The sequence below is a fragment of the Pseudomonas sp. FP1740 genome, from assembly GCF_030687165.1.
Classification (GTDB): Bacteria; Pseudomonadota; Gammaproteobacteria; order Pseudomonadales; family Pseudomonadaceae; genus Aquipseudomonas.
On sequence record NZ_CP117461.1, the window covers coordinates 5,911,959 to 5,932,274 of the forward strand.

The 20,316-nt window shown below is 58.7% G+C and carries 19 protein-coding genes; 11 read left to right on the forward strand and 8 right to left on the reverse strand.

Annotation, left to right across the window (positions count from 1 at the left end; all coding sequences use genetic code 11):
• Window positions 1-28 precede the first annotated feature (28 nt).
• The 3 genes from PSH69_RS26580 to PSH69_RS26590 all read right to left on the reverse strand — a co-directional run bounded on the left by PSH69_RS26580 (window position 29) and on the right by PSH69_RS26590 (window position 3,090).
• Window positions 29-787, reverse strand: coding sequence for a S9 family peptidase (locus PSH69_RS26580; RefSeq protein ID WP_019650842.1), 759 nt, complete (start codon window positions 785-787; stop codon window positions 29-31).
• Window positions 777-1,886 carry a DUF3182 family protein gene (locus tag PSH69_RS26585; RefSeq protein WP_305410280.1) on the reverse strand — a complete coding sequence of 370 codons (1,110 nt, stop codon included), beginning with the start codon at window positions 1,884-1,886 and terminating at the stop codon, window positions 777-779. Before PSH69_RS26585 ends, PSH69_RS26580 begins: the two co-directional genes overlap by 11 nt.
• A gap of 208 nt (window positions 1,887-2,094) precedes the next feature.
• On the reverse strand, window positions 2,095-3,090 hold the full coding sequence (locus PSH69_RS26590; protein ID WP_305410281.1) for a GlxA family transcriptional regulator: 996 nt from the start codon (window positions 3,088-3,090) through the stop codon (window positions 2,095-2,097).
• A 101-nt stretch (window positions 3,091-3,191) separates the two neighbouring features.
• Between PSH69_RS26590 and PSH69_RS26595 the strand changes: the two genes are divergently transcribed.
• The 10 genes from PSH69_RS26595 (at window position 3,192) to PSH69_RS26640 (ending at window position 12,515) form a co-directional block, all read left to right on the forward strand.
• Complete coding sequence (locus tag PSH69_RS26595; RefSeq protein WP_305410282.1) at window positions 3,192-3,740, forward strand: cysteine hydrolase family protein; 549 nt, start codon at window positions 3,192-3,194, stop codon at window positions 3,738-3,740.
• A gap of 280 nt (window positions 3,741-4,020) precedes the next feature.
• On the forward strand, window positions 4,021-4,602 hold the full coding sequence (locus tag PSH69_RS26600; protein ID WP_018925667.1) for a YjfI family protein: 582 nt from the start codon (window positions 4,021-4,023) through the stop codon (window positions 4,600-4,602).
• Window positions 4,603-4,626: 24 nt separating this feature from the next.
• Window positions 4,627-5,325, forward strand: a complete 699-nt coding sequence (locus tag PSH69_RS26605) for a PspA/IM30 family protein (RefSeq protein WP_305410283.1) — start codon at window positions 4,627-4,629, stop codon at window positions 5,323-5,325.
• Between the two features lie 173 nt (window positions 5,326-5,498).
• Window positions 5,499-6,062 (forward strand): rhomboid family intramembrane serine protease, encoded by a 564-nt coding sequence (locus PSH69_RS26610; protein ID WP_305410284.1) that lies wholly within the window; start codon window positions 5,499-5,501, stop codon window positions 6,060-6,062.
• A gap of 71 nt (window positions 6,063-6,133) precedes the next feature.
• Window positions 6,134-7,168, forward strand: a complete 1,035-nt coding sequence (locus tag PSH69_RS26615; protein WP_305410285.1) for an ion channel — start codon at window positions 6,134-6,136, stop codon at window positions 7,166-7,168.
• A complete protein-coding gene (locus tag PSH69_RS26620) occupies window positions 7,155-7,829 on the forward strand; it encodes a DUF2491 family protein (protein WP_305410286.1) in 675 nt (224 codons plus the stop codon). Before PSH69_RS26615 ends, PSH69_RS26620 begins: the two co-directional genes overlap by 14 nt.
• A gap of 14 nt (window positions 7,830-7,843) precedes the next feature.
• The gene (locus tag PSH69_RS26625; protein WP_018925663.1) at window positions 7,844-8,272 is read left to right on the forward strand and encodes a DUF350 domain-containing protein; all 429 of its coding nucleotides are present in this window, start codon (window positions 7,844-7,846) and stop codon (window positions 8,270-8,272) included.
• A 19-nt stretch (window positions 8,273-8,291) separates the two neighbouring features.
• Window positions 8,292-9,020 carry a DUF1190 domain-containing protein gene (locus PSH69_RS26630; RefSeq protein ID WP_018925662.1) on the forward strand — a complete coding sequence of 243 codons (729 nt, stop codon included), beginning with the start codon at window positions 8,292-8,294 and terminating at the stop codon, window positions 9,018-9,020.
• A gap of 12 nt (window positions 9,021-9,032) precedes the next feature.
• Window positions 9,033-10,190: a glutathionylspermidine synthase family protein gene (locus PSH69_RS26635; protein ID WP_305410287.1), complete on the forward strand. Its 1,158-nt coding sequence runs from the start codon at window positions 9,033-9,035 to the stop codon at window positions 10,188-10,190.
• A gap of 120 nt (window positions 10,191-10,310) precedes the next feature.
• Window positions 10,311-12,515, forward strand: a complete 2,205-nt coding sequence (locus tag PSH69_RS26640; protein WP_305410288.1) for an OsmC domain/YcaO domain-containing protein — start codon at window positions 10,311-10,313, stop codon at window positions 12,513-12,515.
• 71 nt (window positions 12,516-12,586) lie between these two features.
• On the opposite strand, the gene PSH69_RS26645 is transcribed toward PSH69_RS26640, so the two are convergent.
• A complete protein-coding gene (locus PSH69_RS26645) occupies window positions 12,587-13,105 on the reverse strand; it encodes a single-stranded DNA-binding protein (protein ID WP_064620707.1) in 519 nt (172 codons plus the stop codon).
• A gap of 9 nt (window positions 13,106-13,114) precedes the next feature.
• Window positions 13,115-14,512, reverse strand: a complete 1,398-nt coding sequence (locus PSH69_RS26650) for an MFS transporter (protein ID WP_305410289.1) — start codon at window positions 14,510-14,512, stop codon at window positions 13,115-13,117.
• Window positions 14,513-14,703: 191 nt separating this feature from the next.
• On the opposite strand from PSH69_RS26650, the gene uvrA reads away from it, so the two are divergent.
• Window positions 14,704-17,538 (forward strand): excinuclease ABC subunit UvrA, encoded by a 2,835-nt coding sequence (uvrA, locus tag PSH69_RS26655; RefSeq protein ID WP_018925658.1) that lies wholly within the window; start codon window positions 14,704-14,706, stop codon window positions 17,536-17,538.
• Between the two features lie 72 nt (window positions 17,539-17,610).
• Here uvrA and bfr read toward each other — a convergent pair whose 3' ends face one another.
• The 3 genes from bfr to rplQ all read right to left on the reverse strand — a co-directional run bounded on the left by bfr (window position 17,611) and on the right by rplQ (window position 20,305).
• On the reverse strand, window positions 17,611-18,075 hold the full coding sequence (gene bfr, locus PSH69_RS26660) for a bacterioferritin (protein ID WP_018925657.1): 465 nt from the start codon (window positions 18,073-18,075) through the stop codon (window positions 17,611-17,613).
• A gap of 150 nt (window positions 18,076-18,225) precedes the next feature.
• Entirely contained in the window at window positions 18,226-19,680 is a 1,455-nt protein-coding gene (locus PSH69_RS26665) for a catalase (protein ID WP_064620710.1), read from the reverse strand.
• A 238-nt stretch (window positions 19,681-19,918) separates the two neighbouring features.
• A complete protein-coding gene (gene rplQ / locus PSH69_RS26670; RefSeq protein WP_007924175.1) occupies window positions 19,919-20,305 on the reverse strand; it encodes a 50S ribosomal protein L17 in 387 nt (128 codons plus the stop codon).
• Between the last annotated feature and the right edge of the window lie 11 nt (window positions 20,306-20,316).

The following is a 20,316-nucleotide window of genomic DNA, read 5'->3' on the forward strand; positions in this document are numbered from 1 at the left end:
GCGAACGACCGCAAGACCACCGCCTCTCTCAACTCGATTGAATGATGCTCAACCGCTCACCCACCACCATCTCGGTGATCCAACCCACCAGGATCGAGGTGTACGCCTGCTGCGAAACCGGGTCGCTCAAGGCGTGATCCGCACCATCGATGATCCGGTGAGTCAGCGAGTGAGTCTGTTGGCACGCGGCGCGGTAACTCATGATCGTCGCATGGGGCACATAGGCATCGGTCTCGGACTCCACCAGCAACACATCCCCGGTGAATTGCGAGCAGGCGTGCAACGCGCGATTGCTGTCGGCGCGCACCAGCGTGCCGCGATAGTCGCGCAAGTCGGCTTTGTCCAACTCACGCTTGGGCGTGTGCCACAAGTCGTCGCGATACAACGCCGGCACCCGCAGCGCCAACCAGCGCACCGGACGCAACGTCGTCAGGATCGCCGCCAGATAACCGCCATAACTGGTGCCGACCACCGCGATCGCGGAGGTGTCGAGCGCCGGGTGGGAGAGCAAGCGGTCGTAGGCCGCCAGCAGGTCGCGCAGGTTATCTTCGCGGGAGACCCGGGACAACGGAATGCCAGTTCCGCCGGTATGGCCACGCAAGTCGAACGTCAGGCACACACAGCCCAACCCGGCAATGCCTTTGGCGCGCTCCAGGTCGCGCTCCTGACTACCGCCCCAACCGTGGACAAATAGCACACCCGGAACTTTCGATTTGGGGCTGAGGAAGGTCCCGCTCATCTGTTCATCGTCGATGTCGATCTGAATGGTTTCGCTTCTAGCCGTCATAGGATTTGACCGTTACGTACTTGAGAAGAAAGTCACTGTGTTCCGCCGGCCCGCGGTACACCTCGATGGCGTTCGCCGGCAGCGTTTGATCGCTATAGGTTTCGACCGAGGACACGCGAATCGCACGCAGGCCGGGGTCGTTGACGAAGCTCTGCAACGCCGCGACTTCGGCGCTGCTGGCACCGCCCAAACGCCAGGATTGTTCGAGCACGCCGCTGCGTTGTCGACCGTTGCAATCCAGCCCCTGGGCGATGTCGTAGTTGCGCCGCGAAGCATAGAAACCGGGGTAGGCCTCATCCGCCGCACTGTCGAATACCTGTGCCTGCTGGATCGCCAGCCTCACCTCATCCGGCAGTTCCAGCGCCAGCAGGTCCTCGTAATAACCCTGCACCACCAACAGGTTGGACCCTCCATAAACCTGCTCGCCCTGAGCGTCTTCGGTCAAGTATTGATCACCGCAATAACTCAGCACTTTGTCGCCGACGAAGCTTTGGCCGACGCTGTGGGTCATCACCTCGGTCAAGTCCTGTTCCAGCACCACGCCTTCGGTGAACAGTGCCTTGGCATCGGGGCGAGCGAGGATGGCGTCGAACTGGTCGATGCTCTTGATCACTTCCTGACCGCGCCCGGCGCAGGCGTGAATAGGCTTGATGCGGATCGGGCCGCTGTAGAGCAGGTGTTCCGCTGCCGGGCGCGCATCGTCCTGGGAGAACACGCTGAGGCCGTCGAGCACGACGTTGCGCACCCGTTCGGAAAACAACGGCGACCAGCCTTCAGGCGCGAACGCATAGCGGTTCAACAAGCCATGACTGATGGCTTTGGTGCAGATGAAATCGTGGTCGACGTAACCGCCCCACAAATCCTCCGGCCCTTTGACGCCCAGCCGCCGGGCGGTAGCGGCGCCCACCAGCGTCTGGGTCGGCAACAGATAAAGGTCACGGTTGCTGTGCAATTGGGGGTCGTAACTGCCGCCGTATTCGAGCCCGACGATCTGCGCCAGCCAGCGGGCTAGGGCGCGATTGGTTTCGACTTCGTGCAGCGGAGCATCGGGCCGTACCGAATGGGCGAGTACCAGTTTCTTGCGACTTGTTGGGGTCATGGGGTCCCCTTCAATCTGCGTTGGATAAATGTAGCTGGAGGGGTGCAGGGATCAGGCCAATGGCGGCTGATGAAGAACGACTGTTAAATCAGCCGGTTGCCCAGACAGTAATGGCATTACGCCTGTTTGATTCTGCACGACGCCCTTCAGGACTCAGGTATTTTGCACGACTCAAACCTCCCACATTTTTTGATCTGGTGTGCTCTGGCTACCGGGCCACCACGACTGGCGGCGTCACGCCAAACCGCGTCCGGTAATCACTCGGCGCCAGCCCGGTAATCTTTTTGAACGTCGCGCGAAAAGCACTCGGGTCTTGATAACCCACGGTCCAGGCAATGTGATCAATGGTGCCATTGGTGAATTCGAGCATCTCGCGCGCCTTGCCGACGCGCAGGTGCTGGCAGTACTCGGTGGGTTTCAACCCGGTCGCCGCACGGAATCGCCGCAGGAAGGTGCGCTCTTCCAGCCCCGCCCGTTCGGCCATTGCCGCCAGCGAGACATCGACCGCCCCGGTGCTTTGCAGCCAATGCTGGACCTTGAGAATCGAGGCATCGCCATGGCTGAGAATCGGTGAAAAATTACTGCCGCATTCGCTCGCGCTGTCGCTGTGCTCCACCACCAGAAAGCGTGCCGTGCTGGTGGCAATGCTCGGCCCCAGCAAGCGGTTCACCAGCCGTAACCCCAGCTCTGACCAGGCCATCAGCCCGGCGGTGGTGATCAGATCGCCGTCATCGACGATGGGCGTGTCGGCCTTGAGTTTGATCGCCGGATAACGCTCGGCGAAGGCTTTGGCCGAGGTCCAGTGGGTGGTGGCGCTCCGACCGTCGAGCAGACCGCTTTCGGCCAACAGTATAGAACCCACGCAAACTCCGCCGAGGGTCGCGCCGCTGGCGTGTTGCTGACGAATCCAGCGAATCAGTCCCTGCGGTGCCTGACCCTTGGAAAAACCCCCAATCGAAGGCGGGATCAACACCGCCACCAGCGCGCCGTCCGGACCGGGTTGACTGTCGTAGACCCGATCGGGCGCCTGATCGCCCTCGACCCGCCAATGGCTGATCCGCAACAACGGCAACTGCGCCGTCTGATGCTCGGCGGCAATCCGGTTGGCCACCCCGAACAGATCCGTCAGCCCATGCACCGCCGCCATCTGCGCGCCGGGATAGATCAGCACGCCCAATTCGACGACTGCCCTTTCTACGCCCATTGTCAGTTTTCCCCCTTCTATTGTCGGTGCGGCCAATCCTCGGACGGCCTGCAAAACCTGATACTTGAATCACACCCAACAAGCACTTCGAGGAAACACTCATGACCAAGCAAGCACTCATCGTAGTCGATATCCAGAACGACTACTTCCCTCAGGGCAAGTGGCCTTTGGCAGGCGCCGATGCCGCCGCAGACAACGCTGCACGGTTGATCCAGGCCTTTCGCGAGGCCGGTGACGCGGTGGTACACATCCGCCACGAGTTCACCTCCGACGCCGCGCCGTTCTTCACCCCGGGCTCCGACGGCGCGAAGCTGCACCCCAAAGTCCTCAACCGCGCCGATGAACCGGTGGTGCTCAAGCACTTCGTCAACGCGTTCCGCGAAACCGAACTCAAGGACATCCTCGACCAGCAAGGTATCGAACACCTGGTAGTCGTCGGCAGCATGAGCCACATGTGCATCGACGGCGTCACCCGTGCCGCAGCAGACTTCGGCTACACGGTCACGGTGATCCACGACGCCTGTGCCACCCTCGACCTGGAGTTCAACGGCGTTACCGTCCCGGCCGCACACGTTCACGCCGCCTTCATGTCAGCCCTGGGTTTCGCCTATGCCAGCGTGGTGTCCACCGATGACTTTCTGGCTGGTTAGATGAGAAGCCCGTTCCACAGGATTGCGCTTAACTGACCGGAATTATGCTGCTTCCCTTCTTTTTCATACACCTGCGCAACCGTCGAAAAAATCTCACGCGTGAGCTATTGAGGGCTGCAAAAATAGCCTGTAGTGTTATCACGCGTGAGTTTTTCACAACGGGATCAGCACCATGAAAAGCAGCTCTCCATCAGATCCGCCTACCGGGTCTGTTACCGATTCAGCGAGCCGCAAGGGAGAGCGCTCGAAACCCTCCGCGAAAAAACCATCGAGCTTCTACATGAAGCAGATGCGCGCGGGCCTGGGTGCCGCCGGCTATGTGAAACACGAGACTTGGGTGCTTCCCGAAAATCGAAGCCTGCTCAAGCAGATGGAGAAACAGCTACGCCAACCGATTCTGGCTGGCTCATTCATGTCGGAGAATTACATGAGCGCAGGTAATAACTGGAACATCGATCGCCTCTACAGCGCCCTCCAGGCCCTCGACGAAGTGGTTGCGAACGAAATCACCCTCTCCCTCGTTCAAGGCTCCGAATCCAGCATCAAGCTGGAAATGAACGATTTCGGTGGCTTGCCGATTTACATCGCGGTGGTTGGCGATCAGATCATCGTCGATACCGTTCTGGTCGATGTCGAGTCGATCAACGACGTCCCGGCCTTCAACGACGCCGTTCTGCGCAGCCGGGAAATGTTCCCGCTGTCCTCGATCGGTATCGAGTCCATGCCCAACGGGCAGGTCGTTTACAACATGTTCGGCGCGCTGAGCTCCGACTCCAGCCTGACCAACGTCGTGACTGAGATCAAAACCCTCGTCGACAACGTCCAGCGCGCCAGCGAAGCCTTTGAACGCTTCTTCAATTAATTATTCGGGAACAGGATATATCCAATGACTCAGTCCATCTGGAGCAAATTGTTCACCGCGTTGCGTGGCGGTGCCAACGAAGTCGGCGAATCGATCGTCGACCAACAGGCCCTGCGCATTCTCGACCAGGAAATTCGCGATGCTGACAGCGCGCTGGCCAACGCCAAGCGTGAGCTGGTCACCATCATGGCCAAGCACAAACTGTCGGCTGACCGCGTCAGCGAGTACAACGCCAAGATCAAGGACCTGGAATCCAAGGCCCTGGCCGCCATCCAGGCCAACCGCGAAGACCTGGCACTGGAAGTGGCCGAAGCCATTTCGACCCTGACCAATGAACTGGATGTCGAGCAAAAGCAGGCCGCCGAATTCGGTGGTTACGCCGACAACATGCGCAAAGACATCACCAAGGCTGAAAACCGCATCAAAAGCCTGCGCCAGCAAGTGGACATGGCCAAGGCTCGTGAAAGCGTACAGAAAGCCCAGGTCAGCGCCTCGATTGCCAGTGGCGGCGCCAACGGCAAGCTGGAAACCGCTGTCGGTACACTGAACCGCCTGCAGGCCAAGCAGCAGCAACGCGCCGCTGAACTGCAAGCCCAGGACGAACTGGCCGATGCGTCGACCGGCACCGACCTGGAGCGCAAACTGCGCGAAGCCGGCATCACGCCGGATGAAGGCAGCGCCAATGCGATCCTGGAACGCCTGAAGAAAAAATCGGCCGAGTAAGCAATACCCCAGCAGAAAGGGCATTCATTGCCCTGATGCCAGTCAGTCAAGTGCACTGACCCTGTGGCGAGGGAGCAAGCTCCCTCGCCACAACTTTACTCAGTGCTTGTTCTATTTCTTAACTGGCAGGCATTAATTGATCGCCCTTCTTTACTGCTGAATTGAGGTCAAGGATGGATGCCCTGAAGGGTTTCAAGACAATCGCCGGCCTGGCCATCTTCATGGTTGTGCTGCAACTGCTCAATGTGGCGACCGGCTACAGCCTTAACGCCTTCGGCCTGGTTCCGAGAACCTTGCACGGACTGGTCGGTATCATCACCTCGCCTTTCCTGCACACATCCTTTGCTCACCTGAGCGCCAACCTGATCGCCTTTTTGATCCTCGGTACCCTGGTCATCGCCGAAGGGCTCAACCGGTTCATGGCCGTCAGCGCTATCATCATTTTGCTGGGCGGTTCGCTGATCTGGCTGTTCGGTTTTGCCGGCGTGCATATCGGTGCCAGCGGCTGGGTGTTCGGGCTGTGGGCGTATCTCCTGTCGCGCGCCTGGTTCCAGAGGAGCTGGAGCAACCTGATAACCGCCAGTGTCGTGGCCCTGCTCTATGGCGGGCTGGTTGTTGGCTTCCTTCCTCGCCGGGGCATTTCCTTCGAAGGGCATATTTTTGCTGCAATCGCCGGGTATATTGCAGCCAAGGTACTGTTATCTACGCCGCGCAGCAGGTTTAATGCCGCCCGGTAACCGCACTCGAGCACTTAGATACCCGAGCGATTACGTCGCCAGGAATGAGCCCCCAAGGAGTCAGGGATGTAATGTCGATTTTCCTTTTATTGCGCGCGTACGCGGCGTCCTTCTTCCATCGCTTCGGCTGGGCCGGCCTGGCCATTGCGCTAGGCGTACACCTGAGCACGGCCTGGCTGGGCCTGGCGTTTCTGGGCGAACAACACCTCATCGCTCCCGCCACGTTCACCTACTTCTATCTCACCACCACGCTCACCGTCGGCTACGGCGATCTTGCGCCACAGACAGCCGCGGGACGGATTTTCGTGGCTACCTGGGTCATGCTCGGGGGCATTGCGCTGCTGACGGCAGCCATCGGCAAAACCACCAGCAGTGTCATCGATGTATGGAGGAAAGGCATGAAAGGCAAAGGCGATTTCACCGGCAAGGTTGGCCACACCGTTCTCATCGGCTGGGAAGGTGCGTCCAGCGAGCGGGTCATTGACTTGTTGCTGCAGGACGAAACGTCCAATGACAACCTGATCGTCATTTGCGATTGCGACCTCGAAGAAAACCCCATGCCGGGCAAGACGGCCTTCATCAAAGGCGAAAGCCTGTCCTCTGTCGCGCTTTTGCTGCGTGCCGGCGTGCCTGGCGCCGAACGCGTGCTGGTGCGCACCCATTCAGACGATCTGACCCTGGCCACCGTGCTGGCGGTCAATCAACTGAGCCCGGTCGGGCATGTGGTCGCCCACTTCAATGAAAGTGAAATCGCCGCGCTCGCCAGCGCCTACGCGCCCAGCCTGGAATGCACCTCAAGCATGGCCATCGAGATGTTGGTGCGCGCCTCTCAGGATCCGGGCTCGTCAGTGGTCATCAATGAATTGCTGTGCGTGGGCCAAGGTGCCACCCAATACCTGATGAGACTGCCCGACTCCTTCGAAGCAACGTTTGGCGATCTGTACGCACAGATGAAAGAACACCACAACGCGACCCTTATTGGCTACCGCGCCAAAGGTGCCCGACAACCTTCGATCAACCCGCCCGGCGCCACTCGCGTCGAGGGCGGCGAACTCTTCTACATCGCCTCCACTCGCCTCAAGGAAATCACCAATGGGATGGTTTAAACAGTTGATGGGGCTTGAGGCCCCGAAAGCGAATACGGAATCGAAATGGACAGCCAACGACAACCTGCCAGTCAGCGGCCCGCTCGGCCTGGCATTGGGTAAAGAGGTTATGTTCGACACCTCCCTGAAGCTGCTGCTCGACGGCAACACCACCGTGACCATCCCTGGCTCCCAACAGATCTGGAGCGCCGGCACCGTCGATCTCGGGCAGTCGAACTGGTTGTCGCGCTACTACATGAACGACGAAGACTACTGGCTGCAAGTGCACACCACCGGCGACATCGCCGGGCAGGTCGAGTCGGTGATCCTGTTCAACTACCTCAGCTACGTCACCATCAACAGTGAAGCGGAGCTGCGGCGGCTGGCCGGCCCTCAAAGCCTGATCGGGCTGCCGATCTACACCCTCAACGGTGTCGAATACACCCGCGAATGGGGCACCGAGAACGGCCAGACCGAACTGGTGCCGTTGAGCGAACACCTGAAGAATCCAGATGAGACCTACAGCATCGGGCACCGCTCGATGTTGTACGCCCGCGAAACCGGCCTGACCGATCGCCGGGAATTCCTGCTGTTTTCCGTCGAAGAAGACGCTGAAGGCACCATCAGCTTGAGCACTTCGCTGGGTATTTCGTTGTACACCACCGACCTGAACACTTTTTAAAAAGGAAGAAGTCCATGCTTGAAGCGCTCTCTATCTCCCTGAACAAGGCCGCCGTGCTCGGGTTTGTTTTGTACATCCTCGGCGCCGCCGTGTTGTTCGCGCTGTTCCAGTTCATCTACACCCGCATCACACCGCACCGGGAATTCGAGTTGATCCGTGCGGGCAACGTTGCGGCCGCCATCGCCCTGGGCGGCGCCATCATCGGATTCGCCATTCCGGCCAGCAATGTGATCGCCTACTCGATCAGCATTCTGGACTTCGTCGTCTGGGCGGTGATCGCCGCTTTCGTACAGCTGCTGGCGTTCCTGGTGACCAGCCTGGTGCTCAAAGGCGCCTCTGAACGCATCAAGAACGGCGAAATCGCAGCGGGTATCTATGTCGCGGCAGTGGCCATCAGCGTCGGCATGTTGAACGCCGCGTGCATGACCCCTTCCCAGAACTGATTGCGCCACGGAGATTGCGATGAAACGAAGCAAGTACGTTCAGCTCTCGCTGGCGGCATCGGTCGCCATGGCCATATCAGGCTGCGGGCCGACGGAAAAAACCTACGAGATACACAAAAAGTACAATTTCCAGTCCGTTCAGCAATGCGCCGATGAAAAGCTCCCGGTCGACATCTGTTCTGACGCTTATATGAAGGCCATGGCCCAGCATCGAAGCATTGCGCCGGTGTACGACAACCAGGCTGATTGCGACGCCGACTTTGTCGCCGACTGGTGCCAGCAGGATTCCGCCGGCAAATTCATCCCCAAGCTCGGTGGTTTCGAGCTGAGTGCCGATGGCGAGGTGACGCAGTCCGAAGTGGACGCGGCCAAGGCTAAATTGCCCGCATCGGAAGCGAATGCCGCAGGGTCGGGCTTCTCCGGCAGTAGCCTGCTGACCGGGCTGCTGATCGGCAACATGCTCAGCAGCAACCGCAACAGCTACTACTCCGAACCGGTCTACCGCTATCGCGATGATCGCGGTGACTACTCGTCCTCGACACTCAGTCAACGGGTATCGTCAGGTTCAACCTTCAATAGGTCCAATCAGGCGCGCTACGGCAGCAGTGGCAGTTACACCGACACCATCACCCGCAGTAAGCCGGTGTCCGTTGCATCGTCCACCTCCCGCGGCGGCTTCGGCAGCCAGGCCAGCGCACGCAGTGGCTGGGGTGGATCAGGCAAGAGCTTTGGCGGTTCGAGCAGCTAAGGGAACAAGGCCATGAAGAAAATCCTCTTCGCAGAGCGTCATGACTGGAAACAGACCGCCGAAAGCCTCGGTTTTCTGTTCCATACCATCGACGACGAACCCTATTGGGACGAGAGCGCGTACTACCAGTTCACGCTCAAGCAGATCGAGAACGACCTCGAAGACCCGACCACCGAGGTTCATGAGATGTGCATGGACCTGGTGGCGCGAGTGGTACAAAGCGAAGAGTTGCTGGAGCGCCTGAGCATCCCCGCGCCGTTCTTCGACATGGTTCGCACTTCATGGCTCGAAGGCCACCCGCACCTGTATGGGCGCATGGACTTCTCCTACAACGGCAGCGGACCGGCCAAGTTGCTGGAACTCAACTACGACACGCCGACCAGCCTGTATGAGGCCGCGGCGTTTCAGTGGGGCTGGCTGGAGCAATGCATCGAACGTGGCTTGCTGCCCAGGCACGCCGACCAGTTCAACAGCATCGACACCAAGCTGCATCAGGCTTTTGCCCAACTGCAGCTCAAACAGCCCTTCTATTTCGCCTCGATGAAAGACTCGGTCGAAGACAAGGGCACCACCGATTACCTGCGCCTGGTCGCGGAAAAGGTCGGCATCGAATCGCGGCACATCGACATCGAAGACATTGGCCTCACCAGTGACGGACGTTTCGTCGACCTCGAAGATCGCTGGATCCCTCACCTGTTCAAACTGCATGCCTGGGAGTTCATCTTCCACGAACCCTTCGGCGCTGCAATTGCCCAGAGCGACACGCAGTTTTTCGAGCCGCCCTGGAAATCCATCATCTCCAACAAGGGCATCCTGCCGCTGCTATGGGAGTTCAACCAAGGTCACCCGAACCTGCTCGCGGCGCACCTGGACTCCGATCCGAGTAAAGCGGTGCCCAAAGGTTGGGTGCGCAAGCCGTTCTTCTCACGGGAAGGCGCAAACATTGAGCTGCAAACCGCTGAGGGTCTGATCGTAAAAGAGGACGGCCCCTACACTGATGCGCCGTTTATCCTTCAGGAGTTTGCCCCGCTGCCGAAATTTGGCGACAGCTACACGCTGATCGGCTCCTGGGTGATCGGGGATCAGGCAGCCGGTATCGGCGTGCGTGAGGACAACAGCTTGATTACCAAGGATTCGAGCCGGTTCTTGCCGCATCTGATACTCGACTGAGCCCTCCATCGCCCACTAAAAAGGACTGGTGTCGACATATCGTCAGACACCTACAAGACTTACTGCGCAAATGCCGGATAATGGCGGCCATTCGTTTAGCCGCTATTCTGGTAATCCCCCATGGAAATCAAGGTCAATTTTCTCGACAACCTTCGACTTGAAGCCAAGTTCGATGACTTCACGGTGGTGGCCGATCAACCTATCCGCTACAAGGGCGATGGCTCGGCACCGGGTCCGTTCGACTACTTCCTGGCTTCGTCGGCGCTGTGTGCTGCGTATTTCGTGAAGTTGTACTGCAGCACGCGCAATATCCCCACGGATAATATCCGCCTGTCGCAGAACAATATTGTTGACCCGGAAAACCGCTACAACCAGATTTTCAAGATCCAGGTCGAGTTGCCGGCAGACATCTCCGACAAGGACCGCCAGGGCATCCTGCGCTCCATCGACCGTTGCACTGTGAAAAAAGTGGTGCAAGCCGGGCCTGAGTTTGTGATCGAAGAGGTGGACAACCTCGACGCCGACGCCCAGGCGTTGCTGATGCCTGCTTCTCATTCAGAGGCGAACACTTACATTGCGGGCAAGGATCTGCCGCTGGAGCAAACCATCGCCAATATGTCGGCCATTCTGGCGGACCTGGGCATGAAGATTGAAATCGCCTCGTGGCGTAATATCGTGCCCAATGTGTGGTCGCTGCATATCCGCGATGCGCACTCGCCGATGTGCTTTACCAACGGCAAGGGTGCGACCAAGGAAGGCGCGTTGGCGTCGGCGTTGGGCGAGTTTATCGAGCGACTCAACTGCAACTTCTTCTACAACGACCAGTTCTGGGGCGAAGACATCGCCGACGCAGCGTTTGTGCACTACCCGGACGAACGCTGGTTCAAGCCTGGCCGTAAAGATGCACTGCCGGCCGAAATCCTCGACGAGTACTGCCTGAAGATTTACAACCGCGACGGCGAGCTGCGTGGCTCCCACCTGATCGACACCAACTCGGGCAATGAAGAGCGCGGCATCTGCTCACTGCCTTACGTGCGCCAGTCCGACGGCGAGGTGGTGTATTTCCCGTCCAACCTGATTGAAAACCTGTTCCTGAGCAACGGCATGAGTGCCGGTAACACGCTGGCCGAAGCCCAGGTGCAGTGCCTGTCGGAGATCTTCGAGCGCGCGGTAAAACGCGAAATCATCGAAGGTGAATTTGCCCTGCCGGATGTGCCGGCTCACGTGCTGGCGAAGTACCCCGGAATACTGGCCGGGATTCAGGCACTGGAAGAGCAAGGGTTCCCCGTGCTGGTGAAGGATGCGTCCCTGGGAGGTGAATTCCCGGTGATGTGCGTCACGTTGATGAACCCGCGTACCGGCGGTGTGTTCGCCTCGTTCGGCGCGCACCCGAGCCTGGAAGTGGCGCTGGAACGCAGCCTGACCGAATTGCTGCAGGGCCGCAGCTTCGAAGGCCTCAACGACCTGCCCCAGCCGACATTTGAAGGTCATGCGGTGACCGAGCCGAATAACTTCGTCGAGCACTTTATCGACTCCAGCGGCGTGGTGTCGTGGCGCTTCTTCAGCTCAAAATCGGATTACGAATTCGTGGAATGGGACTTCTCCGGCCAGGGTGAAAACTCCAATGCCGAGGAAGCCGCGACCTTGTTCGGCATTCTCGAAGGCATGGGCAAAGAAGTGTACATGGCGGTCTACGAGCATATCGGTGCAACGGCCTGCCGCATCCTGGTGCCAGACTATTCGGAAATTTATCCAGTAGACGATCTGATCTGGGACAACACCAACAAAGCGCTGTTCTTCCGCGCCGACATCCTGAACCTGCATCGCCTGGACGAAGAAGAGCTGCAAGCGCTGGTTGAGCGTCTGGTGGAAAGTGAGCTGGACGACTACACCGACATCACCACCTTGATCGGCATCGAATTTGACGACAATACCGCCTGGGGTCAGCTGACGATTCTGGAGTTGAAGCTGCTGATTTATCTCGCCTTGCAGCGGTTTGAAGAGGCGAAAGAAGCGGTAGAAATGTTCCTGCAGTACAACGACAACACGGTTGAGCGCGGCTTGTTCTATCAGGCGGTCAATGTGGTGCTGGAGATGAAGCTGGACGAAGACCTGGAACTGGAAGACTACGAGGCTAACTTCCGCCGGATGTTTGGCAACGAGCGGATGGATGCAGCGATCGGATCGGTAGACGGCAGCGTGCGCTTCCATGGCTTGATGCCGACCAGCATGAAACTGGAAGGGCTCGACAGGCATTTGCGCTTGATCGAGAGCTACAAAAAACTGCACTCGGCACGGGCCAATGTGACCCCTTTATTCAGTTAACAGCGCCAACAAAAAAGCGAAGCCAGATCACTGGCTTCGCTTTTTTTATTACTGACTGGATAGCAGCTTTATCAGAACGGAATATCGTCATCAAAGCTGTCGAAATCCGGAGCCGGTTGCGGAGCAGCCTGCGGTGGAGCCGGGCGCGACTGTTGCGGTGCCGACTGCTGCGGACGCGGAGCCTGCTGGCGTGGGGCTGGAGCGGATTGCTGGTAGTTATTCCCGCCTTGTTGGTCGCCCTGTTGTGGACGGCCGCCCAGCAGTTGCATGGTGCCTTGCATGTCGACCACGATTTCAGTGGTGTAACGCTTGATACCGTCTTTTTCCCACTCGCGGGTCTGCAGTTTGCCTTCGATATAGACCTGCGAACCTTTACGCAGGTATTCGCCGGCGATTTCAGCCACTTTGCCGAACATCGAAACACGGTGCCATTCGGTCTTCTCGACCTTCTGACCGGTTTGCTTGTCGGTCCACTGTTCGCTGGTCGCCAGACTCAGGTTGGTCACGGCGTTACCGTTAGGCAAGTAGCGAACTTCGGGATCCTGGCCGCAAGTGCCGACCAATATGACTTTGTTAACCCCACGGGCCATAACGTTCTCCTAGGCTACGCACGCTGCCTCGGCCGGGTTGTTCACCAGGCGCTCAAGGGTCGTGCGATCCAATAGTTCTGTGTCCAATTTGATGTAAATCGCCGCTTCATCAGCAACGATCACCGCATCTGTTACCCCTACGACGGCCTTCAGGCGCTCAACCAGACCCGCTTCGCGGATCGCCTCGGGCGACAACGGCAAGCGCAGGCTCGTGACGTAAGGTGGTTCACGCATGGTAACAGCAAAGGCCAGCCAAAGTGCAGCCAGCCCGGCACATCCCAGGAACACAACCGACAAACCGCCGTGCTGAAACAGCCAGCCGCCGAGGATCCCGCCCAGTGCCGAACCGAGGAACTGACTGGTGGAATAAACCCCCATTGCCGTGCCCTTGCCGCCCGCCGGTGAAACCTTGCTGATCAGCGAAGGCAAGGAGGCTTCCAGCAGATTGAACGCAGTGAAGAACACCACCGTACCAATCACCAGAGCCCGCAAGCTATCGCCAAACTGCCAGAAGAATAGCTCAGTGAGCATCAGCGTCAGCACCGCGCCCAATAAAACTCGTTTCATTTTGCGTTTCTTCTCGCCGTAAATAATGAACGGGATCATGGCGAAGAAGGAAATCAGCAGCGCGGCCAGGTACACCCACCAGTGCTGCTCCTTGGGCAAACCGGCTTTTTCGACCAGCGCCAGGGGCAATGCAACGAAGCTCGACATCAACATCGCGTGCAACACAAAAATGCCCAGGTCCAGGCGCAGCAGGTCCGGGTGCTTGAGCGTCGGGATCAATGCCTGACGGGCGACGCCGGACTCGCGGTGCTGCAATGGCCCGGTGGCGCGCGGCACCATGAACATCACGATGACGATACCGAGCAGCGCCATGCCGCCGGTGGCGAAGAACAGCCCCGAGAGGCCGAAGGCACGGGTCAGCAACGGCCCTACCACCATGGCGATCGCGAACGACAGACCGATCGTCATGCCGATCATGGCCATGGCTTTGGTCCGATGCTGTTCCCGGGTCAGGTCCGACAGCAACGCCATGACCGCCGCAGAAATCGCCCCGGCGCCCTGCAGGATGCGTCCGGCGATGACGCCCCAGATCGAATCGGCATTGGCCGCCAGCACGCTGCCCAGGGCGAAGATGATCAGCCCCAGGTAAATCACCGGACGACGACCGATGCGGTCGGAAATGAAGCCAAAGGGAATCTGAAAAATCGCCTGGGTCAGGCCGTAAGCGCCAATCGCCAACCCGATGAGGGCCGGGGTCGCGCCCGCCAGGTCCATCCCATAGGTCGCCAGCACCGGCAACACCATGAACATGCCAAGCATACGGAAGGCGAACACCAGGGCCAGACCGCTTGCTGCGCGGGTCTCACTGCCACTCATGCGTTCGCTGTGGGGATCGTGCATGGAAAAACCTCATGTGAACCGGCGGCGATTCTACCAGTCCCATCGATTGACGGGGTATATCGCGACGCTATGACGCGTACAGATGACGCAATCTTCATGCATGGCCGCGCGACCCTCATTTGATAGTGTGCATCCATCCAGTATTTGGCCGTATACTCCTACGTTTTCGACGCCCGCCGAGCGAGGCCACTTTGGACAAGATCCTGATTCGTGGGGCCCGAACCCACAACCTGAAGAACATCGACCTGACCCTGCCACGGGACAAACTGATCGTCATCACCGGCCTGTCCGGATCCGGCAAGTCGTCCCTGGCATTCGACACGCTGTACGCCGAAGGCCAGCGCCGCTATGTCGAATCGCTGTCGGCCTACGCCCGGCAATTCCTGTCCATGATGGAAAAACCTGACGTCGACACCATCGAAGGTCTGTCGCCAGCGATCTCCATCGAACAGAAATCGACCTCGCACAACCCGCGCTCGACGGTTGGCACCATTACCGAAATCTACGATTACCTGCGCCTGCTCTACGCTCGCGTCGGTATTCCGCGCTGCCCGGACCACGACATTCCGCTGGAAGCCCAGACCGTCAGCCAAATGGTCGACCTGGTGCTGGCGCAACCGGAAGGCAGCAAACTGATGCTGTTGGCTCCGGTAATCCGCGAGCGCAAGGGTGAGCACCTCTCGGTCTTCGAAGAACTGCGGGCCCAGGGCTTTGTGCGCGCCCGGGTCAACGGCAAGCTCTGTGAGCTGGACGAGTTGCCGAAGCTGGATAAACAGAAGAAGCATTCGATCGACGTCGTGGTCGACCGCTTCAAGGTCCGCGCCGATCTGCAACAACGCCTGGCCGAATCGTTCGAGACCGCGCTGAAACTGGCGGACGGCATCGCTCTGGTGGCGCCAATGGACGACGAGCCCGGCGAAGAAATCATCTTCTCCGCACGCTTTGCCTGCCCGATTTGCGGCCACGCCATCAGCGAGCTGGAACCCAAACTGTTTTCCTTCAACAACCCGGCCGGCGCCTGCCCGACCTGCGATGGTTTGGGGGTTAAACAGTTCTTCGACACCAAACGATTGGTGAACGGTGAACTGACCCTGGCCGAAGGCGCGATCCGCGGCTGGGACCGGCGCAACGTCTATTACTTCCAGATGCTTGGCTCGCTGGCCGCCCACTACAAGTTCAGCCTCGAAGTGCCGTTCAACGAACTGCCGGCCGATCAGCAGAAATTCATCCTGCACGGCAGTGGCTCGCAGAACGTCGACTTCAAGTACCTGAACGACCGGGGCGACATCGTCAAGCGCTCGCACCCGTTCGAAGGCATCGTGCCGAACCTGGAACGTCGCTACCGCGAAACCGAATCGGCTTCGGTCCGTGAAGAACTGGCCAAGTTCCTCAGCACCCAGCCTTGCCCGGATTGCCGTGGCACTCGTCTGCGTCGCGAGGCGCGACACGTGTGGGTTGGCGAGAAGACCTTGCCGGCGGTGACCAATCTGCCAATCGGCGACGCCTGTGAGTATTTCGGCGTGCTGAAGCTGACCGGCCGCCGTGGCGAAATTGCCGACAAGATCCTCAAGGAAATCCGCGAACGCCTGCAGTTTCTGGTCAACGTGGGCCTGGACTATCTGTCACTGGATCGCAGTGCCGACACGCTGTCCGGCGGTGAGGCCCAGCGCATTCGCCTGGCCAGTCAGATTGGCGCCGGCCTGGTGGGGGTTCTGTACATCCTCGATGAACCGTCAATTGGCCTGCACCAGCGGGACAACGACCGGTTGCTGGGCACCCTCAAGCATCTGCGGGACATCGGCAACACGGTAATCGTGGTCGAGCACGACGAAGACGCGATTCGTCTGGCTGATTATGTGGTGGATATCGGCCCGGGCGCGGGTGTGCACGGTGGACATATCGTTGCCGAAGGTACGCCGGACGAAGTCATGGCTCACCCTGATTCGCTGACCGGCAAGTATTTGTCGGGTCGAGTGAAGATCGCCGTTCCGGCCAAACGCACACCCCGTAACAAGAAGCTGTCGCTGTCCCTCAAGGGTGCTCGCGGTAACAATTTGCGCAATGTCGACCTGGAGATTCCGATCGGCCTGCTGACCTGCGTGACCGGCGTGTCCGGCTCGGGCAAATCGACGCTGATCAACAACACGTTGTTTCCCTTGAGCGCTACCGCACTCAATGGGGCAACGACACTGGAAGCGGCGGCTCACGACAGTATCAAGGGCCTTGAGCATCTGGATAAAGTCGTCGACATCGATCAGAGCCCGATCGGTCGCACGCCGCGCTCCAACCCGGCGACCTACACCGGGTTGTTCACGCCAATTCGCGAGTTGTTCGCCGGCGTACCGGAATCGCGCTCCCGCGGTTACGGGCCAGGGCGTTTCTCCTTCAACGTGAAGGGCGGGCGCTGTGAAGCTTGCCAGGGCGATGGCCTGATCAAGGTGGAGATGCACTTCCTGCCGGACATCTATGTCCCGTGCGACGTCTGCAAGAGCAAGCGCTACAACCGCGAAACCCTTGAGATCAAGTACAAGGGCAAGAGCATCCACGAAACCCTCGAGATGACCATCGAGGAAGCCCGGGTGTTCTTCGACGCGGTTCCAGCCTTGGCGCGCAAGCTTCAGACGCTGATGGACGTAGGCCTTTCGTACATCAAGCTGGGACAATCGGCGACGACGCTGTCGGGCGGTGAAGCCCAGCGGGTGAAACTGTCCCGCGAGCTGTCCAAGCGCGATACCGGCAAGACCCTGTATATCCTCGATGAGCCAACTACCGGCCTGCACTTTGCGGATATCCAGCAACTGCTCGATGTTTTGCATCGCTTGCGCGACCATGGCAATACCGTGGTGGTGATCGAACACAACCTGGATGTGATCAAGACCGCCGACTGGTTGGTGGACCTGGGGCCGGAAGGCGGCTCCAAGGGCGGCCAGATCATTGCCGTCGGCACGCCGGAAGACGTGTCCGAGATGAAGCAGTCTCACACTGGCTACTACCTCAAACCACTGCTGGCTCGCGACAAGGCCTGAATCAGGCCCATGAAAAAGCCCCTGTCACTTTGTCGGTGACAGGGGCTTTTTTGTGCGTCGTCGGCCTAAAAATCAGAATTGCGATTGCAGGTAATTCTCCAATCCGATCAACTTGATCAAACCCAGTTGTTTCTCCAGCCAATAGGTGTGATCTTCCTCGGTGTCGTTCAGCTGAATGCGCAAGATCTCGCGGGTGACATAGTCCTTGTGCCGCTCGCAAAGCTCGATGCCTTTGCACAGAGCTGCACGAACTTTATATTCCAGACGCAGGTCAGCGGCGAGCATGTCCGGCACGGTGGTGCCGACATCGAGATCGTCCGGACGCATGCGCGGCGTACCTTCGAGCATCAGGATCCGACGCATCAGCGCATCAGCGTGCTGAGCCTCTTCTTCCATCTCGTGGTTGATACGTTCGTAGAGCTCGGTGAACCCCCAGTCCTCGTACATCCGCGAATGGATGAAATATTGATCACGCGCTGCCAGTTCGCCTGTCAGCAACGTGTTGAGGTAATCGATTACGTCTGGGTGACCTTGCATCGCCCTACATCTCCCTGCTTGAAAGGCTGTAGTTTGAACCAACCTGACCTGAAGGTCACTCGCCCGTCGCAATAAAAGCGAAGATATTCTGAGAAAATGGGTTCAAATAACGCAAAAAACCGCCCTAATGAGGGCGGTTCTGCTTCTCGTTTAGACTTCGTTAAGCTGTACGCCCAACGCCTTCGCGATGCCTTCTCCATAAGCCGGATCGGCCTTGAAGAAATGCTGCAGCTGACGATCAACCACGTCGCCGGAAACCCCAGCCATCGCACCGGCAATGTTGTTGATCAGCAGCGCTTTCTGCTCATCGTTCATCAGACGGAACAGCGCACCCGCGTGGCTGTAGTAGTCGGTATCCTCGCGATGATCGTAGCGGTCAGCCGCGCCGCTCAAGGCCAAGGCAGGTTCCGCGTAGTGCGGTGCCTGTTTCGGTGATTCAACGTAGCTGTTCGGCTCGTAGTTCGGCGCCGCACCGCCATTACTGCCAAACGCCATCGAACCATCGCGCTGGTAAGTGTTGACCGGACTGCGAGGTGCATTCACTGGCAGCTGCTGGTGATTGGTGCCCACACGGTACCGGTGGGCATCCGCGTAAGCGAACACACGCCCCTGCAGCATGCGGTCAGGTGACAGGCCGACGCCTGGGACCATGTTGCTCGGACCGAACGCGGCCTGCTCGACTTCAGCGAAGTAGTTCAGCGGATTGCGGTTGAGCTCAAGCTCGCCCACTTCGATCAACGGGAACTCTTTCTGCGACCAGGTCTTAGTCACGTCAAACGGGTTCTCATAGTGAGTCGAGGCCTGAGCCTCGGTCATGATCTGAATGTTGACACTCCATTTCGGGAAGTCACCGCGCTCAATGGCGCCGAACAGGTCACGTTGTGCGTAATCCGGATCGGTGCCGGCCAGGCGCGCCGCTTCTGCCGGAGCGAGGTTCTTGATCCCTTGCTTGGTTTTATAGTGCCACTTCACCCAGTGACGCTCGCCATTGGCGTTGATCAAGCTGTAGGTGTGGCTGCCGAAGCCGTGCATGTGACGGTAACCGTCAGGGATGCCGCGATCCGAAAACAGGATAGTGACCTGGTGCAGCGCCTCAGGCGAATGCGACCAGAAATCCCACATCATCTGCGCGCTTTTCAGGTTGCTTTGCGGCAGACGCTTCTGGGTGTGGATAAAGTCAGGGAATTTCAGCGGATCACGGATGAAGAACACCGGCGTGTTGTTACCGACGATGTCCCAGTTGCCTTCCTCGGTGTAGAACTTCAGGGCAAAACCACGTGGATCACGCTCGGTGTCAGCCGAGCCGCGCTCGCCACCCACGGTGGAGAATCGCAGGAAGGTCGGGGTTTGTTTGCCGACAGACTCAAACAGCTTGGCACTGGTGTATTGAGTGATATCGCGAGTCACAGTGAACGTGCCGTAAGCACCCGAGCCTTTGGCGTGTACGCGACGCTCCGGGATGTTTTCACGGTTGAAGTGGGCAAGCTTCTCGATCAGGTGGAAATCGTCGAGCAGTAGAGGGCCACGAGGGCCGGCGGAGCGGGAATTCTGGTTGTCGGCGACAGGAGCGCCACTGGCGGTCGTAAGTGTTTTGTTTTGGCTCATGCGATCTCTTCCTCTGTCAGTCTTGAACTGCCGGCTAAATCGGCTTGGTGGGAAGTATTGATCATCAACATGACAGTCACAAATTCATTAATTTGCAGACATCAATAGAAAATTACTAATGATCAACCCAAGCATATAGTACCTATAGGGAAGGGTTTGAAGCTTGTACGCAGAGCGCATTTCTTACAGGCACAAAAAACCGGGCACTAGGCCCGGTTCTTTGTTTCAGACTGACGTCTTACTCAGCGGATACAGCTTCACCGCCGACAGCACGATCAACCAACTCGACGTACGCCATAGGCGCGTTGTCGCCAGCGCGGAAACCGCACTTGAGGATGCGCAGGTAGCCACCCTCACGGGTAGCGTAACGCTTGCCCAGGTCGTTGAAGAGCTTACCAACGATAGCTTTCGAACGAGTACGGTCGAAAGCCAGACGGCGGTTAGCCAGGCTGTCTGTCTTGGCCAAAGTGATCAGCGGCTCAGCAACGCGGCGCAGTTCTTTGGCTTTTGGCAGTGTAGTTTTGATCAGCTCGTGCTCGAACAGCGACACCGCCATGTTTTGAAACATGGCCTTGCGGTGCGAGCTGGTGCGGCTCAGGTGACGACCACTTTTACGATGACGCATGGTTCATTCCT

What these genes read in the sequence shown, in the direction of transcription:
- bfr (WP_018925657.1), bottom strand. Translation starts at nt 18,075, where the DNA reads ATGCAAGGTCACCCAGACGTAATCGATTACCTCAACACGTTGCTGACA.
- PSH69_RS26645 (WP_064620707.1), bottom strand. Translation starts at nt 13,105, where the DNA reads ATGGCCCGTGGGGTTAACAAAGTCATATTGGTCGGCACTTGCGGCCAG.
- rplQ (WP_007924175.1), bottom strand. Translation starts at nt 20,305, where the DNA reads ATGCGTCATCGTAAAAGTGGTCGTCACCTGAGCCGCACCAGCTCGCAC.
- PSH69_RS26610 (WP_305410284.1), top strand. Translation starts at nt 5,499, where the DNA reads ATGGATGCCCTGAAGGGTTTCAAGACAATCGCCGGCCTGGCCATCTTC.
- PSH69_RS26640 (WP_305410288.1), top strand. Translation starts at nt 10,311, where the DNA reads ATGGAAATCAAGGTCAATTTTCTCGACAACCTTCGACTTGAAGCCAAG.
- PSH69_RS26580 (WP_019650842.1), bottom strand. Translation starts at nt 787, where the DNA reads ATGACGGCTAGAAGCGAAACCATTCAGATCGACATCGACGATGAACAG.
- PSH69_RS26585 (WP_305410280.1), bottom strand. Translation starts at nt 1,886, where the DNA reads ATGACCCCAACAAGTCGCAAGAAACTGGTACTCGCCCATTCGGTACGG.
- PSH69_RS26630 (WP_018925662.1), top strand. Translation starts at nt 8,292, where the DNA reads ATGAAACGAAGCAAGTACGTTCAGCTCTCGCTGGCGGCATCGGTCGCC.
- PSH69_RS26595 (WP_305410282.1), top strand. Translation starts at nt 3,192, where the DNA reads ATGACCAAGCAAGCACTCATCGTAGTCGATATCCAGAACGACTACTTC.
- PSH69_RS26615 (WP_305410285.1), top strand. Translation starts at nt 6,134, where the DNA reads ATGTCGATTTTCCTTTTATTGCGCGCGTACGCGGCGTCCTTCTTCCAT.
- PSH69_RS26650 (WP_305410289.1), bottom strand. Translation starts at nt 14,512, where the DNA reads ATGCACGATCCCCACAGCGAACGCATGAGTGGCAGTGAGACCCGCGCA.
- PSH69_RS26635 (WP_305410287.1), top strand. Translation starts at nt 9,033, where the DNA reads ATGAAGAAAATCCTCTTCGCAGAGCGTCATGACTGGAAACAGACCGCC.
- PSH69_RS26625 (WP_018925663.1), top strand. Translation starts at nt 7,844, where the DNA reads ATGCTTGAAGCGCTCTCTATCTCCCTGAACAAGGCCGCCGTGCTCGGG.
- PSH69_RS26600 (WP_018925667.1), top strand. Translation starts at nt 4,021, where the DNA reads ATGAAGCAGATGCGCGCGGGCCTGGGTGCCGCCGGCTATGTGAAACAC.
- PSH69_RS26665 (WP_064620710.1), bottom strand. Translation starts at nt 19,680, where the DNA reads ATGAGCCAAAACAAAACACTTACGACCGCCAGTGGCGCTCCTGTCGCC.
- PSH69_RS26620 (WP_305410286.1), top strand. Translation starts at nt 7,155, where the DNA reads ATGGGATGGTTTAAACAGTTGATGGGGCTTGAGGCCCCGAAAGCGAAT.
- PSH69_RS26590 (WP_305410281.1), bottom strand. Translation starts at nt 3,090, where the DNA reads ATGGGCGTAGAAAGGGCAGTCGTCGAATTGGGCGTGCTGATCTATCCC.
- PSH69_RS26605 (WP_305410283.1), top strand. Translation starts at nt 4,627, where the DNA reads ATGACTCAGTCCATCTGGAGCAAATTGTTCACCGCGTTGCGTGGCGGT.